General features: G+C 46.3%; 14 protein-coding genes. 12 read left to right on the top strand and 2 right to left on the bottom strand.

Annotation, left to right across the window (positions count from 1 at the left end):
- The first annotated feature begins 203 nt into the window (after positions 1-203).
- The 11 genes from ACHUFZ_RS07335 (at position 204) to ACHUFZ_RS07285 (ending at position 12,571) form a co-directional block, all read left to right on the top strand.
- On the top strand, positions 204-1,046 hold the full coding sequence (locus ACHUFZ_RS07335) for an HAD family hydrolase (RefSeq protein ID WP_394126575.1): 843 nt from the start codon (positions 204-206) through the stop codon (positions 1,044-1,046).
- A 9-nt stretch (positions 1,047-1,055) separates the two neighbouring features.
- Positions 1,056-1,778: a ribulose-phosphate 3-epimerase gene (locus ACHUFZ_RS07330; RefSeq protein ID WP_053439523.1), complete on the top strand. Its 723-nt coding sequence runs from the start codon at positions 1,056-1,058 to the stop codon at positions 1,776-1,778.
- Positions 1,779-1,857: 79 nt separating this feature from the next.
- Positions 1,858-3,015: an iron-containing alcohol dehydrogenase gene (locus ACHUFZ_RS07325; protein WP_394126574.1), complete on the top strand. Its 1,158-nt coding sequence runs from the start codon at positions 1,858-1,860 to the stop codon at positions 3,013-3,015.
- Positions 3,016-3,035: 20 nt separating this feature from the next.
- Positions 3,036-3,770, top strand: coding sequence for an HAD family hydrolase (locus tag ACHUFZ_RS07320; RefSeq protein ID WP_394126573.1), 735 nt, complete (start codon positions 3,036-3,038; stop codon positions 3,768-3,770).
- A gap of 4 nt (positions 3,771-3,774) precedes the next feature.
- Positions 3,775-4,728, top strand: coding sequence for a transaldolase (gene tal / locus ACHUFZ_RS07315; protein ID WP_394126572.1), 954 nt, complete (start codon positions 3,775-3,777; stop codon positions 4,726-4,728).
- An 11-nt stretch (positions 4,729-4,739) separates the two neighbouring features.
- Positions 4,740-6,734 (top strand): transketolase, encoded by a 1,995-nt coding sequence (tkt, locus tag ACHUFZ_RS07310; RefSeq protein WP_394126571.1) that lies wholly within the window; start codon positions 4,740-4,742, stop codon positions 6,732-6,734.
- A gap of 2 nt (positions 6,735-6,736) precedes the next feature.
- Positions 6,737-7,441 carry a ribose-5-phosphate isomerase RpiA gene (gene rpiA, locus ACHUFZ_RS07305; RefSeq protein ID WP_394126570.1) on the top strand — a complete coding sequence of 235 codons (705 nt, stop codon included), beginning with the start codon at positions 6,737-6,739 and terminating at the stop codon, positions 7,439-7,441.
- Between the two features lie 59 nt (positions 7,442-7,500).
- Entirely contained in the window at positions 7,501-8,907 is a 1,407-nt protein-coding gene (locus ACHUFZ_RS07300; RefSeq protein ID WP_394126569.1) for a Sapep family Mn(2+)-dependent dipeptidase, read from the top strand.
- A 3-nt stretch (positions 8,908-8,910) separates the two neighbouring features.
- Positions 8,911-10,497, top strand: a complete 1,587-nt coding sequence (locus ACHUFZ_RS07295) for a PTS transporter subunit EIIC (protein ID WP_134835477.1) — start codon at positions 8,911-8,913, stop codon at positions 10,495-10,497.
- A gap of 101 nt (positions 10,498-10,598) precedes the next feature.
- Positions 10,599-12,017, top strand: a complete 1,419-nt coding sequence (locus tag ACHUFZ_RS07290) for an alginate export family protein (RefSeq protein WP_394126568.1) — start codon at positions 10,599-10,601, stop codon at positions 12,015-12,017.
- 197 nt (positions 12,018-12,214) lie between these two features.
- Positions 12,215-12,571 (top strand): YibL family ribosome-associated protein, encoded by a 357-nt coding sequence (locus tag ACHUFZ_RS07285; RefSeq protein WP_394126567.1) that lies wholly within the window; start codon positions 12,215-12,217, stop codon positions 12,569-12,571.
- 96 nt (positions 12,572-12,667) lie between these two features.
- Here ACHUFZ_RS07285 and ACHUFZ_RS07280 read toward each other — a convergent pair whose 3' ends face one another.
- The gene (locus ACHUFZ_RS07280) at positions 12,668-13,498 is read right to left on the bottom strand and encodes a LysR family transcriptional regulator (RefSeq protein ID WP_394126566.1); all 831 of its coding nucleotides are present in this window, start codon (positions 13,496-13,498) and stop codon (positions 12,668-12,670) included.
- Positions 13,499-13,624: 126 nt separating this feature from the next.
- Between ACHUFZ_RS07280 and ACHUFZ_RS07275 the strand changes: the two genes are divergently transcribed.
- Positions 13,625-14,272: a glutathione S-transferase family protein gene (locus tag ACHUFZ_RS07275; RefSeq protein WP_394126565.1), complete on the top strand. Its 648-nt coding sequence runs from the start codon at positions 13,625-13,627 to the stop codon at positions 14,270-14,272.
- A 109-nt stretch (positions 14,273-14,381) separates the two neighbouring features.
- On the opposite strand, the gene ACHUFZ_RS07270 is transcribed toward ACHUFZ_RS07275, so the two are convergent.
- Positions 14,382-15,545, bottom strand: coding sequence for an amino acid permease (locus ACHUFZ_RS07270; RefSeq protein ID WP_394126915.1), 1,164 nt, complete (start codon positions 15,543-15,545; stop codon positions 14,382-14,384).
- Between the last annotated feature and the right edge of the window lie 261 nt (positions 15,546-15,806).

Raw genomic sequence — 15,806 nt, 5'->3', positions numbered from 1 at the left:
CCTGAATTTATTTTTGGTTTATTTTGACCGAATTTGACGTTTTGAGCAATTTAAATTTGCAGATGACGTTTTGTGAACTTATTTTGACGTTACTTTGTGATCTTTACCAATAAAAACGCCATAAAAAGTCAAATTTGACTTTACGTGACCGATTTTGACGGTTTATAGTCATTTTGCGTCACGAAGAGTCAAAGGAGGCCAAGGTGAAGTATCAAGCAATCATTATCGATTTAGATGGAACCTTACTAAACGATCACAACCAGATTAGCGTGAACAATGTTGAAGCTATTCAACAAGCGCTAAATGAAGGTTATCAAGTGACGTTGGCAAGTGGGCGACCTCATCCATTGATGCTGCCTTTTGCCAAGCAACTCGGTATTACTGCTCCATTGATTTGCTGCAATGGCGCTTACCAATACGATGCAGCGAGTAACGATTACCGCAATGCTCAAGCGTTTCATGCTCACCAACTGAAGCAGTTATTAGACACGCTTAGCTTAGGCCAGTTTGATTTTACTCTTTATGCTCAAAACGGCATTTACGCGCCACAGACTTCAAGCCATTTTCAAGGACTTGAGCGTCAGATGAGTCAATTGGGTATTGATGGCCATATGGAAATCATGCCATCGCTGGCTGAGCTGCAACAAGTATGCGGAGATGTATATAAGGTGTTGGTATCGAGCCGTGACAAACAGGCGCTGTGCCAGCTTCGTGACTCATTAACCGATATTCTGCAAGCGGATCTCTCTACGCCAAACAAGCTCGATATTACTTGTCTTGGTGTGAATAAAGGTCAATCCGCTGCAACTTGGTTAGCTCAGCATAACCTCAATCCAAATCTCACCATCGCGTTTGGTGACGGCGACAACGACATCTCATTGTTTAAAGCCGTTGGTGAACCAGTCGCGATGGCAAATGCTAGTCCAGCACTTCGCGGACTAGCCAATCTCATTATCACAGATAACAACGGTTGCGGCATTGGCCAATATTTACGACTCATCGTTCGTGAAGGTCAGCACACATGCCAACACTCATTTAGCTACTAAGGAAATCTCATGAAAAAAGTAAAAATTGCTGCAGGTTTAGCGCACGTTGATTACGGTCACATGGCTGACATCGTAAAAGAAGTTTCAGATGCTGGCGCAGACTACATTCACTGTGATGCAGCAGATATGCATGACCTAAAAAACATGCAGCTAATGGGCGGCCACCAAATTGTTGAAGGTATTCGTCAATACACAGATAAGCCAATCGAAGTGCACGCTTACTTCAAAGATTGTGACCGCTTGTTTGTGGAAAAAATCGCAGCGGCAGGCGCAGATATGCTGATTCTTCCTGCAGAAAACTTCTTAGGCGCACCACTGGCGTACATGATGAAGTACTGCCGTGACTACAACATGAAGTTTGGTCTAACGGTTGGCTGTTTCACACCAGTTTCTTTCGTTAAAGAAGCGATTTACTACCTTGACCGTCTGCACATTGTTATCCACGGCGTAAACAACGATGAGTGGCTATGGCGTGAGTCAGCAATCGAAATGATTCGCGAAGCTCGTCAGCTTATCAATGAGCGTAACCCTAACTGTGAGCTATGTGTTGATGGCGGTATCCGTAACCACAATCTAGAAGCCCTACTGAAAGAAGATATCGATGTGATGGTTGCGTCTACTAACATCTTCGGTCACGAAAAAGGCATCACAGCGGGTGTGCATGACTTCCGCGCTGCGCTAGACCAAGCTGAGAAAAATGTTGCTGCTGAAGCAGAAGTAGAACCGGCTTAATTAAGCGTTAAATGAATTTGGTGCTGGGCTGACAACCCCCTATATGCTCCGGTCTGGCACCATAACCAAGGATTTTATCATGACACAATTTCAACATTATCAACCGACTAAGCTGACATTCGGCCCGGGTGAAATTCAAAAAATTGGTCAATTGGTTGCGCAATATGGCAAGCGTTGCTTGGTGGTTTCAGAACCGATCTTTGACGCAGTGAAACCTGCCTATGACCGCATTTTTGCTTTGCTGGCAAACGAAGGCATTACGGTTACTCACTTTGATGGCGTAGTACCTAACCCACCGACAACAGTGGTTGAACTAGGTCGACAAGTCGCGCAAGCGGCAGAGTGTGATGTGGTGTTAGCAGTCGGGGGCGGTTCATCCATTGATACCGCTAAGATCATTGCCGCAACAATTAATGCAGAAGAGCTTAACTGGGCGCACTGGTTTGCAACTTATGATTCGCCGTTTGGTGATATTGCCAACCTATCAGCACCTGTTGTGCCTTTGATTGCGGTACCGACGACCTCTGGTACGGGTTCTCAAGTTACACAAGCGGCGGTTATTACTCACGTTGAACAGCACGCTAAGCTGACGTTATTCCATCCAGAGTTCTTTCCAGTAGAAGCAGTGATCGATCCTGAGTTGATGCTGACACTGCCACCAAGAATGACGGCAATGACAGGCTTTGACGCTTTTTCACACGCGTTTGAATCATTTACTGGTACTCGTCCATCACCATTTGTTGACCAACTTGCGCTGCAAGCGATGAAGCTGGTGGTGGATAACTTGCCAAAAGTCGTTGCAGATGGCTCGGATATTCAAGGCCGCTGTGACCTTGCTACCGCAGACACATTAGGTGGTATTTCGCTGGCAAACGGCGGTGCAGGTGCGCCTCATCCACTGGGTGAAATACTGGGTAGTCAGAAAACCAATTTGCCACACGGCTTAACACTTGCGGTGGTTTACCCAGCGTATGTTCAGCTTCAGTGGCGTAAACAGCCGGAGCGTTATGCTCAAGTTGCCGAACTGTTTGGTGCCGTGGGAAGCACCGAAGAGAAAGCGCAATCTTTAGCAGGGCACTTAGTCACTTTCTTAAAAGAGATTGGCTTGGAGTCAAACCTCACTCAGGTTGGCGTCAGTAAGCAAGATGTTGAAGCGTTAGAGCCTGCATTTTGCTTCGACCTACCACTGACCTCGGGCGAAGAGATGAAGTCAATTCTTCATGCAAGTTTAGTGTAAAGAAAACAGGAGTTTAGAACATGGAAGACAAGTTCAGCGTAACAAAGCCAAACCTAACCAATGTGGAAAGAGAGGACATTGATTGTGGTCGCTTTAAAGCGCTGATATTTGACTTCGATGGTCTTTTAGTCGATACGGAAAGCTGTATGTTCAGAGCCTGGGAAGCTTTGATGAAGCCATACGGTGTAGACGTTTCGCCTCTCCAGGTTGCTGGACTAGTTGGGAGCTCAGCGCCAGCAACCGCCCTTTACCACCTCTATCGTCACCATTCAGGCTTAAACCATAGCGACACTCAAATCCGTGACCGAGTGTTGGAGTTAGCCTATCAAATGATCGAAACCTTATCTGAGCGAGCAGGTGTTCGAGACTATCTCAATTTTGCCAAACAAAAGCGGCTTAAGCTTGCGTTGGCAACAAGCTCAGAGCGTGAGCATTACTTACCTATATTACAACGCTTGAATCTAGACCATTACTTTGACTGTTTTACCGGGGCAGAAGAGATCGACGAAATACGCCGTAAACCTTGCCCTGATGTCTACCTAACAAGCCTCGAAAAACTTGGAGTTTCTGCCCATCAAGCCATTGCCTTTGAAGATTCTCCACCCGGAGTCACAGCGGCTCGATCGGCAGATATTTCTACGGTTGCGGTAACCAACCTATTAACCCGGCATCTGGATGTGTCTCACGCCAATGTGGTGTTGTCGTCTATGAGCCAGTTATCGCTAGCAAATTTAATTGAACGTTTATCGAGATGAAATCATGAACAAATTAGAACAACTGAAAAAGTACACCACTGTTGTTGCCGATACCGGTGACATTGATGCTATTGCTGCTTTCCAACCTCAAGATGCAACCACCAACCCTTCTTTGGTACTCAAAGCGGCAGAAATGCCACAGTATGACCACCTAATTGTTGATGCGATCGCATGGGCAAAAGAGCAAAGTAATGACAAGGCGCAGCAGTTGATTGATGCCAGCGACAAGCTTGCCGTCAACATTGGCGTAGAGATTTTAAAATCCGTTCCGGGCCGTATTTCAACAGAGGTGGACGCGCGTCTATCGTTTGATAAAGACGCTAGCTTAGTGAAAGCGCGTAAGCTTATTGCTATGTACCAAGAGGCAGGGATTGAGAAAGAGCGCATCTTGATCAAACTGGCGTCGACATGGGAAGGCATCCGCGCGGCGGAAGTGTTAGAGCAAGAAGGCATCAACTGTAATCTGACGCTACTGTTTAACTTTGCACAGGCAAAAGCGTGTGCAGAGGCAGGCGCATACCTTATCTCACCTTTCGTCGGTCGTATCCTTGATTGGTACAAAACCAACACCGATAAGAAAGAGTACTTACCGTTCGAGGACCCAGGTGTGGTCTCGGTTTCAAACATCTACAACTACTACAAAGATCATGGCTACAACACTGTGGTTATGGGCGCGAGTTTCCGTAATGCAGATGAAGTGCTTGCACTGGCGGGCTGTGACCGTTTAACCATTGGTCCTGCGATTCTTGATGAGCTTGCAGCGCAGCAAGGCGAGGTAGAGCCAACACTGTTTGCAGCGCGTGATGAAGTGAAAGCTGCGCCTCAAGCGATGACAGAAGCTGAGTTCCGCTGGGAAATGAACCAAGACCCAATGGCGACTGAAAAGCTGTCTGAAGGTATCCGTAATTTTACAGTCGATCAGGGCAAACTTGAAGCCATGATTGAAGCGCGTCTGTAAGGAGTTTGGCCATGATTACTCGTTCTAAACTCGCAGATACAATTCGCGTTCTTAGCATGGACGCCGTGCAAAAAGCCGGTTCTGGTCACCCTGGTGCCCCGATGGGCATGGCAGACATTGCAGAAGTCTTGTGGCGTGACTTTCTAAAACACAACCCAACAGACCCAGCTTGGTCTGATCGCGACCGCTTCATTTTGTCTAATGGTCACGGTTCAATGCTGATCTACAGCTTGCTGCACCTCACGGGTTATGACTTAACGATGGAAGACATCAAATCATTCCGTCAGCTTCACGCTAAAACAGCAGGTCACCCAGAGTACGGCTATGCGCCGGGTATTGAAACCACGACAGGGCCGCTAGGTCAGGGCATTACCAATGGTGTTGGTATGGCGCTGGCTGAAAAAGTGCTGCGTGAGCAGTTTAACCGTCCGGGTCATGACATCGTTGACCACTTTACCTACGTGTTTATGGGTGATGGCTGCATGATGGAAGGCATTTCTCATGAGGCGTGTTCACTGGCTGGCACACTCGGCTTAGGCAAGCTGGTTGCATTCTGGGATGACAACGGCATTTCTATTGACGGTGAAGTCGAAGGTTGGTTCTCTGACGATACGCCAAAACGATTTGAAGCGTACGGCTGGCATGTCATTGCCGATGTCGATGGCCATAATGCCGAAGCAATCCGCAAGGCAATTCTAGAAGCGCAAGCAGAGACAGATAAGCCGACATTGATCTGTTGTAAAACCATTATCGGCTTTGGTTCGCCAAATAAATCGGCAAGCCATGATTGCCACGGTGCACCGTTAGGTGAAGATGAAGTGGCTTTAGTGCGCGAAAACCTAGGTTGGGACTACGCGCCGTTTGAGATTCCTGCGGATATCTACTCTGAGTGGGATAGCAAAGACGCAGGCAAAGATGCTCAAGCGCAATGGCAAAACCGTTTTGATGCTTATCAGCAAGCGTTCCCTGAACTCGCAGCAGAATATAAGCGCCGCGTAGAAGGTGAGCTTCCAGAAAACTGGCAGCAAATCAGCCAAGATGTAATCGCAACACTGCAAGCAAATCCAGCGACGATCGCAACGCGCAAAGCATCACAAAATGCTATTGAAGCGTTCGGTACTCACTTACCGGAATTCTTAGGTGGTTCGGCAGATTTAACGCCTTCAAACCTGACTAACTGGTCTGGTTCTAAAGCTATCTCTGCGCAAGATGCGTCAGGTAACTACCTAAGCTACGGCGTACGTGAGTTTGCTATGTCGGCGATGATGAATGGCATTGCCCTGCACGGTGGTTTTATCCCTTACGGCGGCACCTTCCTGATGTTTATGGAATACGCACGTAATGCACTGCGCATGGCAGCATTGATGAAGCAGCGCAGCATCTTTGTCTACACCCATGACTCAATTGGTTTAGGTGAAGACGGTCCAACGCACCAACCTGTAGAGCAAATTGCGTCACTGCGTTTAACGCCAAACATGAGCACATGGCGTCCATGTGACCAAGTGGAAACCGCAGTGGCTTGGAAGTCAGCGGTTGAGCGCAAAGACGGCCCAACATCACTGATTTTCTCTCGTCAAAACCTTGTTCAATTCGAACGCGATCAAGCAACGTTAAATGATGTAGAAAAAGGCGGTTATATCTTGTCGGATTGCGACGGTCAGCCAGAGCTAATTTTGATTGCTACAGGCTCTGAAGTGGCACTGGCAATGCAGGCGAAAGAACAGCTTTCTAACGTTCGCTGCCGTGTCGTCTCTATGCCATCGACAGACCTGTTTGAAGCGCAAACGGCGGAATATCGCGAACAAGTTCTACCAGCATCGGTTAGTAAGCGTATCGCGATTGAAGCGGGTATTGCTGACTACTGGTTTAAATACACTGGTCTTAATGGCGACATCATCGGTATGACGACATTTGGTGAGTCTGCACCAGCAGATCAGCTATTTGAAATGTACGGCTTTACGGTAGAGAACGTCGTCGCGAAAGCACACGCGTTACTGGAGAGGTAATCATGGGCATGGCAAAGCGATTTATCGAAATGAATAGCTCAGATTGCCTGCGTACTAAGGCTGCGAAAGCGGCCTTAGACCAAGTGCTGAGCGTACTAACGCCTTCGTCTGTAATTGGTATTGGTACTGGCGCGACGGTAGAGATATTTATTCAATTGCTTAAACAAAGCGGCGCAGAGTTTTCTCACTGCGTGTCGAGTTCTGAGCGTTCTAGCCAAGCACTTCAACAAGCCGGGTTAACAGAGCTACCTATCTCTTCTTGCGAGCGTGTTGATGTCTATGTTGATGGTATCGATGAAGGGCTAAGTAGCGGCGAAACCATCAAAGGTGGCGGGGCAGCGTTAGCGCGTGAAAAGGTTCTCGCGACCATGGCAATGAGCTTTATCACGATCGCTGACAGTGGCCGTTTGAAACTGGCTTTAGGGGCTTTTCCACTGCCAATCGAAGTGCTTCCTGCTGCTGAACTGGCGGTGACTCGTGCTCTACAAAGCTTGGGTGGAACACCAGTGAGAAGAGAAGGGTGCACGACCGATAATGGAAATATCGTTCTTGACTGTTCAGGACTGGATTTAAGTGAACCATTAGTGCTTGAAACGGCGTTAAACAGCATTCCAGGAGTGGTAGAAAACGGCATTTTTGCACGCCGCAAAGCAGACTATATGGCGTTTGCTGATGACGGTGGTGTGCACTGGTTAGCACGAAATTGAGACTTAGCTAACAACTCTAATTATATCTCTATCAACAACAAATGAATTAGGTTTAAAAGATGACGGAACGCAATTTTTCCACACAAATGTTAGGGTATTTTGATGGCTGTACTGATGAATTACTCAACGACTTATCTGGATTAATTGCCATTCCGTCAGTGCGTAATTTAAGCACTAAATCGGATAACGCGCCGTTTGGTCAAAGTATCAGAAAAGCTTTTGATTACTTGATTGACTGGGCAAAGCGTGAAGGGTTTGAAGTGCGTGATCACCAAGGCTATGCATTGGATATTAGCTACGGTGATGGTGAAGAAGAAATTGGTATTCTGCACCATGTTGATGTTGTGCCAGCAGGCGATGAAGCGGATTGGATTACCCATCCATTTGAGCTTCATCAGCAAGGAGACCGAGTTTTCGGTCGCGGCGTAACGGATAACAAAGGGCCTCTTATGGCTTCGCTATACATCCTCAAGATGTTTAAGCAGCTCAATATACCAATGACACGCAAAATTCGCGTGATTATTGGTGGCGCTGAAGAGACAACTTGGGAATGTGTAGAGCATTATTTCCGCCATCAGCCACAACCGGCTTTTGGCTTTTCTCCCGATGGCGACTTCCCAATCGTCAATGGAGAAAAAGGTATCTTGTATGCCGAGTTGCAAAAAGAATCCCAACCTTTACGTGACTTAGGAATGTGCCAGATTCATCGAATTGAAAGTGAGCGAGACCGAACTTCAACGTGTCACCACCTTTCAGTTTGGTTTTCAGGTCAACAGGCAGCAAGTGTGGCGCAGCGCTTTGATGGCGTTGCCGACGTAACTCAGCAGAAGGAGTTGTACCGCGTTGTATTGACAACGCCGTGGGAGAAATCTCGCAACCCGCATCGCGTCCAAAATTGTATGGACAAGTTTATGGCTGTGATGCGCCATGTTGAAGGGTTAGATGCGAACTCAAAAAGCTTAATCGAACTGTTGGAGTCATGCTTTGCAGACTCAATCGATGGAGCAAAATTAGGGTTAGCACATATGGACGATGAGATGGGAGGCACCAGTTGCTGCGTCTCTTCAATCAACCTTGATGGACATGGATATAACTTGGATTTTGATTTTCGGTTTCCTAAAGGACTGAGCATCGAAGAGACTCGTACCCGACTCCAACACTTATCCCAAAAGTATGGAGTGAGTTTCACCGAGCAGCAGTACTTACCTCTATCTTACCTCTCACCCGAAAGTGACCTTATCCAAGCGATGGGAAAAGCGTATTCCGAAGTTACGGGAATGGAAGCTCAATGTTTTAGCAAAGGTGCAGCTTCGTATGCACGGGCGCTAAACAACGGTGTGGCATTCGGACCTACTTTTCCAGGTGATGTGACGAAAGTGCATGAGCCCAACGAACAGCTCAGCCTCGAGTCATTGAGAAAAGCAATAACAATATACGTGAAAGTTCTCATATCACTTCAGGAGTAAATTATGAGAGATAAGGTTCAAGCACTTGCTGGCGGCATGATGGTATCTATCATCGTGTTAGTAATTGCAGGTATTTACATTGGTATTGGTGCAGGCGTTGTAAACCAAATGTCTGCTCAAGACTCTGTTATCTATGCATTCTTCAAACTGATGTTGGATCTCGGTTTGATGGTGATGCGTAACCTACCACCATTCTTTGCCATTGGTTTGGCGTTCGCACTTTCTAAATCTGAGAAAGGGTGGGCGGCGTTCACTGGCTTCACTATGTTCATGTGTTTCAACGTTGCGATTGGCTCTATTGCCTCATTCAACGGCTGGACACCAGAAACAACCAGCGTGGACTACCTAGTAAACACATTAGGTTACGACAAAGTTGACGCACAAAACTTCAATTCACTATGGGGTGAAAACCTAGGCGTATTCTCATACAACATGGGTATTTTCAGCGGTATCATCGTGGGTTGTTTGACGGCATGGCTACATAACCGTTTCTACAAATTTGAAATGCCATCAATGTTGAGTTTCTTCTCTGGTCCTCGCGCTGTCGTGATCTTCTCTTACATGGCGATCATGCCAGTAGGTTTAGTTGCTTACCACGCATGGCCTCCTATTGCGGGTGGTCTACAGTCAATTACGACTTTGATTACTAGCTCGGGCATCTTTGGTTCATTCCTATTCGGTGTGTTTGATAAAGGTCTACTACCATTTGGTCTTCATCACCTGATTGCTTTCCCTATCGAGTACACTCGTGTTGGTGGCGTGATGGAAATTGATGGCGTGATTTACGAAGGTGTTCGTAACATCATGAACGGTCAAATGAGCTCACCTGATGCAACGGGCTACATCACCCACAACTTCACGAGTGGTCGTATTCCAATTCAGATCGGTGGTCTAACAGGTGCTGCGTATGCAATGTACGTAACAGCGAAAACTGAAAACCGTAAGAAAGTGGCTGCGCTAATGGTTCCTGCTGTGTTTACTGCAGCGGTCATCGGTATCACAGAGCCTCTAGAGTACACCTTCTTATTTGTTCAGCCATTCCTGTTCTTTGCTGTGCACGTGCCTCTAAATGGTCTTGCGTATGTGATTACTGAAATGATGGGCGTGTCTATCCACGGTAACCAGTTACTGTTCATGGTGCCAAACCTGCTACAACCTGAGAAGGTACACGCATGGGCACTGCTATGGATCATTCCACTTTACTTCGTAATTTACTTCTACACCTTTAAGTTCTTCATCTTGAAGTTCGACTCGAAAACACCGGGTCGTGAGGATGCAGAAGAGGGTGACATTGCGCTGTACAGCAAAGACGATTTCAAGAAGAAGCAGAAACAAAACACCGCTGGTCTACCTGTAGAGATCATCAAAGCGCTAGGCGGCGCGGATAACATTGATAACGTATCTAACTGTGCCACTCGTCTACGTGTCTCTCTGCATGACGACACGCTGACCGCCAGTGACGACTTCTGGAAGAAAGAGCTAAACGCGATCGGCGTGGTGCGCATGCCTAAGGGTATCCAAGTTATCTATGGTGCAAACGTGATCACTATTGCCTCGGGGATCAAAGAAGCCCTAGGCGTGGACTCGTAACACCTCCCCACAAATAAAAAATTACCAATAACAACAAACTCCTCCTGTGGCCAAAAGGTCACAGGCAGGATTCCTTGTGCCCAAAATATGGAAATACAATAATGAAAACCATAACTAAATGTACATTAAGCTTGCTGGCGTTATCGATTTCTGGCGTATTGCACGCCAGTGATACGGCGACTTCAACTTGGTCTGAGCGCAACCCAATCTTGTTCTGGGGCGACCGCGCTAACGAAGATTGGAGCTATGTCGATAATCTTGAGGAGAGCCAAAAGAGCTTCTCTGAAAAGCTAAAACGCCTTGATATTACTGATGATGGCGACTGGAAGGTTTCTTTCGCTGGTAACGTAAAAGTGGCTTTCGATAACCGCTGGAATCATATGTATGACTCAGATATTCGCAAGCATAATGAACTGCGCTCACGCCTACAGTTTTCTACCGATGTAACGTACCAAGATTGGATGCGCGTATTTGGTGAAATTCGTACCAACTACACCAACCTAGACGCGCCAGGTCCTGTTGATGATGCGGGTACGGATTTCCACCAACTTTTTACTGAATTCAAGTTATTAGATGACGGCGAGCAATATTTAACTACCCGCCTTGGCCGCCAAGAGATCTATCTGAATGAATGGCAGATGATGAACCGTGAACCAACTCCAGTTCAATCGAGCTGGAACGCGGTCAGCGCTAAATACAGCGTCAGCGGGATCAACTTTGACGCTTACTACGGCGAAGAAGTCTTCCCATTGTTTGATGATGGTAGCTTTAGCGGCAACTGGGACGACAAAACCAACGGCAAAAAGTCGACAGGTCTATTTGCTAACTGGCGCACCGACTTTGGCGCGATGCAAGCTTATGTGATGAGCAATCAGCTGACCAACTCTAGCTTTGTAAATGCTCCTGATGGTGATGTCGATATTCAAGTGCTTGGCCTTCATGCTCATGACTTTGTCAGTGAAGGCTTTGGTTATATGCTCGATGGTGTTTACCAGTTTGGTGATCATGCGGGTAAAGATATTTCAGCTTACATGGCTTATGCCGACTTTAACTACAACTGGAAAGCGGATTGGAACTACCGTGTGGGTATGAACCTGCACTACGCCTCTGGTTCTGATGCTGACAGTGACAAGGTCAATACCTTCAACCCATTGTGGACAGGTGACCCACTCGGCTTTGCTCATGACGGAGCTTACGGTAACGCCATGCAAGTGGGTGGCTACTCTGTGATTGAGTACGCGCCTAAGCAGACCATCATTACTGGCTTCATGTCTACCTGGCGTGCCAATACCGATGATGCGATCTACACCCTTAACCAAGATGTACTGTTTGGTGAAGATTCCGATGAGAAATACGCCTACACCCAGTTCTATCTGCAGTTCCATAACTACATTACTGGCAACCTAAAAACAGAAGTGAACACTTATTATGCTCTATCTAGTGATTACACTGATGATGTTGTCGGCCCCGATAGCAAAGATATTGCGCGTGTAGAGTTGGCGCTGATTTACAACTTCTAAATTGTCTGTCCTATTTGATTATGAGAGTCGTGTGACTCAGAAATAATCCTCTGTCTTTTCGCCCAGCCTAATGGTTGGGCGTTTTTTATACATTGAAAATGGAGTACATTTTTCACTCAAATGAGGATTATAATTAGGGCAGTGAATCGCCTTGTGCTACACTCGCCGCCCTTTTCTGTTTCAACGAGATAATGACCATGAGCCTTAAGAAAGAACTACAAAACCTGAACAACCGTATCGATAACTGCAATCGCAAACTTGATGCTGCAAAAGGCCGTGGTGATGGCGAAATGATCAAGAAGTTTACTGATGAGCTAGACAAGCTAAACAAAAAAGTAAACTCAATGAAGCACAAGCAACAATACGACATGAACAAAGAGCGTAAAAGCCTGCAAGACATGCCATTTTCTCGTGAAATCACTAAAGCAGAACAGGCTGATATGGGCAAACTGAAAAAATCAGTACGCGGCCTAGTGGTTGTTCACCCAATGACAAAACTGGGTAAAGAGCTAAAACTTCAAGTGATGACAGGTTACGCACCGAAAAAATTCTAATTGTTGGTATGTACCAATAAACAAAAAGCGCCGATTGGCGCTTTTTTTGATCTGAAACTTCAATAAGCCTTGTTTTAATAAGTCTTGTTTTCTTCGCTAGCGTTCGAGATTGAGTAACTGCGCCAAACACCTTTTATCTAATATCGGGTGAGGCTCAATACTGGTGATTAAAACAATATCAACGGCGGGAAGCACAGGCATGTTATCGAGCACCTTCAAATCCTGGCTCACACTCATACCGCCCAATGCTCCGATCGCCATTTTAGAACGCACGATAGCGCGCAGAGCGGAAGCGGTATTACAACAAGCCAACAGTTGATGTGAGGTCCCTTGCTTGGTTAGGCTGTCAATCGCGGCTGCGTGATATTGGCAATCACTTTGAAATAACGCGAGAGGGATGGATTCGTCTTGTTCAATATCGAACTCTGGGTGGCTGATCCAAACCCCTTTATCACTGGCGAGAAAATATCCTTCTTCGCTGCCAGCGGCGCGAGTAACAATCGCAGCATCTAACTGACCGTTATCGAGCTTTTCTCTTAGGCTTGGACTTGGCTCACTAAAAACCTGAATAGAGCAAGTAGGCTCTGCCTGCTGTAACACGCGGATGACTTTGGGTAACACTCTCTCATTGTAATCTTCCGGACAGCCTAAGCGTAAAGGACGTTTATTTTCGTATCGTCTAACTTGTTTGAGCGCGTTATTGTGCATGCCGACTAACTGTTCCGCGTGAGAACGCAGCGCGATGCCTGCTTCACTCAATACAAGATTTCTGCCTTCTTTGACGAACAAACTGACATTGAGCTCATCTTCCAACTTACGCATCTGAGCGCTAAAAGCAGACTGAGTTCGATTAATCTGTTTGGCTGCTCGGGTAAAGCTGCCTGTTTCGATAAATGCCAGAAAGCTACGTAGCGCTTCGATATCCATATCTAATGTGATCCATCGTTTTTGTTGAAGTCTTCCATCAAAACTATCTGTTAGTCGTATTAAAAACAATCAGATATTGTTGCGTATATCTTAACCAGTTATTGCAAACACAGCATGGAGGCATCAATGCAACTCTTTATCGGTAACCAAAACTATTCAAGCTGGTCACTTCGAGCGTGGCTAATATTCTCGCAATATCAGATAGATGTAGAGATCGTAAAGCTGGGACTAGGAACCAAGCAGTTCTACGATACTCTAGCGCCCATCTCACCAACGGCGAAAGTTCCAACCCTGCTGGATAGTGGAGTCACAGTGTGGGATTCACTGGCGATCTTAGAGTACATCAATGACCAATACCTCAACGGAAAGGCGTGGCCAAGTGACATCAAGCAACGCGCAAAAGCACGCGCAATTGCGGCTGAAATGCATTCTGGCTTTTTCGACTTACGAAATGAGCTTCCGATGAATATTCGTGCGCGCCGAACAATAGAACTCAGCTCAGGTGCCTTGAAAGACATTGCGCGTATTGACGCAATATGGTCGGAGCAAGCCTCTAAATACCCGGATGAGTGGTTGTTTGGAGAATGGTCGATTGTCGACGCGATGTATGCACCAGTTGCCTTACGCTTTCAGACCTATAGGATTGAGCTCTCTGCAGCGGCCAGTGCCTACCAGCAAAAAGTATTGTCGAGTGAGTCTTTGCAACAGTGGTTAGACGAAGCAGCGTTGGAGACTAGTATTGTCGAAGATGATGAGGCAGGCACAGAGATATAGCGTTTATTACTGTTAATGGAGCGTTGAGCTTCCAATGAAAAAGCCGCCTTTTCGGGCGGCTTTTGCTATTTGCTATCGGTGTACTTTACTTCGTGCGTATAGGTTAAGGTTAACTCATAAACCAAGAGACAAAGATCAAGGCGCCAAACAAGAAAGTGACATTGAGTGCCAAGCTGCCACCGCCTGCGGTATAAGAGGTCTCTAAACACAGGTCAGGGAAATCTGGTCGACGTACCTTTTTCACCATCATGAGTGGTCCCCAAATCGCTAAGAACACTAATACCATTCCGGCGTAGTCGAGCATGCTAACGAACTGGTTTGAGAACAGACTTGCCAAAGCCAGTGGTAGTACAAACGTCAGCAAGTAAGCGGCTGGCTTATTTGTAGTAATCGCATCTTGGTTTTGGTCGTAAAGCGCCATAGAAACACCAAGGAAAGAGGTCACAAGCGCAAGCGCAGAGAAGATTGCCACAATCGTCTTGATCATAGATTGCGAGTCACTGAAGGCGTTAATCAGCTCAGAGATATTATGGAAGCGGCTGATGGCCTCTGTACCAAGGTTACCAATAATGGCAAACAACCATACTAGGTAACAGAATAGCGGGATCAGTGAGCCGAGCAAAATCATGTTTCTGATTTCTTTTTGGCTGGCTTCACGGTTGTAATCAATCAAGGACGGGATCACCACCATAGACGCGAAACTGGTAAAGATAATCGCGCTGTATTTTACGATATCGTTGACTGAGTATTCTGAGTCTTGGGTGATGTAATCGAGATTGATGTTATTGAGTAGCGAGAAAATGACGATAAACAGCATCGCGACCATCATTAAGAATAAGCCACGGTTAAGGCGATCAATATGCCCCTTGCCTGCCACAACAATTACACCCATCAACAAACTAAACAGGGTGTAGCAGGTCGTGGTAGAGACCGAGATACCTACATCACTCAGCAGTTTGTTGAGGATATCACCAATGCCAAGGATGTAAGCAATCGACATACAAACGAGCAGTAGGTAGAACAAGATATTAATGAAGTGCTGACCTGCTTTACCTAGGGTTAGATACGCCACACTGCTCATACTGTTGCTTTGTTTCGTTTTACTGCAAGCTTCGGCGAGAAGAAGCGCAGAGAAAGTGGTGCCGATAAAGATAAACAGCATTAAAACGGAACTGACGATAAAACCAAATTGGGCCAATACCATGGGGATAGCAAGCATGCCTGCCCCAAGAGCGGTTCCTGCTAAAATCAAGGAACTGCCAAATAACTTCATATTCAAAAGAAAATACCTTACCTGAAAATAATTACAGCTTAAGTTGTAAAAAAATATTTCCACAAGCCTAACAAACTTGAGCTCAAAACGGGGGCAGTTTTTTCTAAGAATTATTGATTTTTTCTAAAATAATTTGCTGATAATTACTGAGTGAATGATTCTTAAGGCGAGTGATTTTTACGATGAATGTTGGATTGGCGGTGAGCCAGTACCATGAGTGCGCATGTTCATATCAGGCGAAGTCCTAAGACTTCGCCATTG

It is taken from the genome of Vibrio hepatarius (genome assembly GCF_043642085.1).
GTDB lineage: Bacteria > Pseudomonadota > Gammaproteobacteria > Enterobacterales > Vibrionaceae > Vibrio > Vibrio hepatarius_C.
The sequence above is the reverse complement of the archived record's forward strand: the minus strand, read 5'-3'. Positions and strand labels throughout refer to the sequence as shown.

What these genes read in the sequence shown, in the direction of transcription:
- tal (WP_394126572.1), top strand. Translation starts at nt 3,775, where the DNA reads ATGAACAAATTAGAACAACTGAAAAAGTACACCACTGTTGTTGCCGAT.
- rpiA (WP_394126570.1), top strand. Translation starts at nt 6,737, where the DNA reads ATGGGCATGGCAAAGCGATTTATCGAAATGAATAGCTCAGATTGCCTG.
- ACHUFZ_RS07270 (WP_394126915.1), bottom strand. Translation starts at nt 15,545, where the DNA reads ATGAAGTTATTTGGCAGTTCCTTGATTTTAGCAGGAACCGCTCTTGGG.
- ACHUFZ_RS07285 (WP_394126567.1), top strand. Translation starts at nt 12,215, where the DNA reads ATGAGCCTTAAGAAAGAACTACAAAACCTGAACAACCGTATCGATAAC.
- ACHUFZ_RS07290 (WP_394126568.1), top strand. Translation starts at nt 10,599, where the DNA reads ATGAAAACCATAACTAAATGTACATTAAGCTTGCTGGCGTTATCGATT.
- ACHUFZ_RS07295 (WP_134835477.1), top strand. Translation starts at nt 8,911, where the DNA reads ATGAGAGATAAGGTTCAAGCACTTGCTGGCGGCATGATGGTATCTATC.
- ACHUFZ_RS07330 (WP_053439523.1), top strand. Translation starts at nt 1,056, where the DNA reads ATGAAAAAAGTAAAAATTGCTGCAGGTTTAGCGCACGTTGATTACGGT.
- tkt (WP_394126571.1), top strand. Translation starts at nt 4,740, where the DNA reads ATGATTACTCGTTCTAAACTCGCAGATACAATTCGCGTTCTTAGCATG.
- ACHUFZ_RS07280 (WP_394126566.1), bottom strand. Translation starts at nt 13,498, where the DNA reads ATGGATATCGAAGCGCTACGTAGCTTTCTGGCATTTATCGAAACAGGC.
- ACHUFZ_RS07275 (WP_394126565.1), top strand. Translation starts at nt 13,625, where the DNA reads ATGCAACTCTTTATCGGTAACCAAAACTATTCAAGCTGGTCACTTCGA.
- ACHUFZ_RS07320 (WP_394126573.1), top strand. Translation starts at nt 3,036, where the DNA reads ATGGAAGACAAGTTCAGCGTAACAAAGCCAAACCTAACCAATGTGGAA.
- ACHUFZ_RS07325 (WP_394126574.1), top strand. Translation starts at nt 1,858, where the DNA reads ATGACACAATTTCAACATTATCAACCGACTAAGCTGACATTCGGCCCG.
- ACHUFZ_RS07300 (WP_394126569.1), top strand. Translation starts at nt 7,501, where the DNA reads ATGACGGAACGCAATTTTTCCACACAAATGTTAGGGTATTTTGATGGC.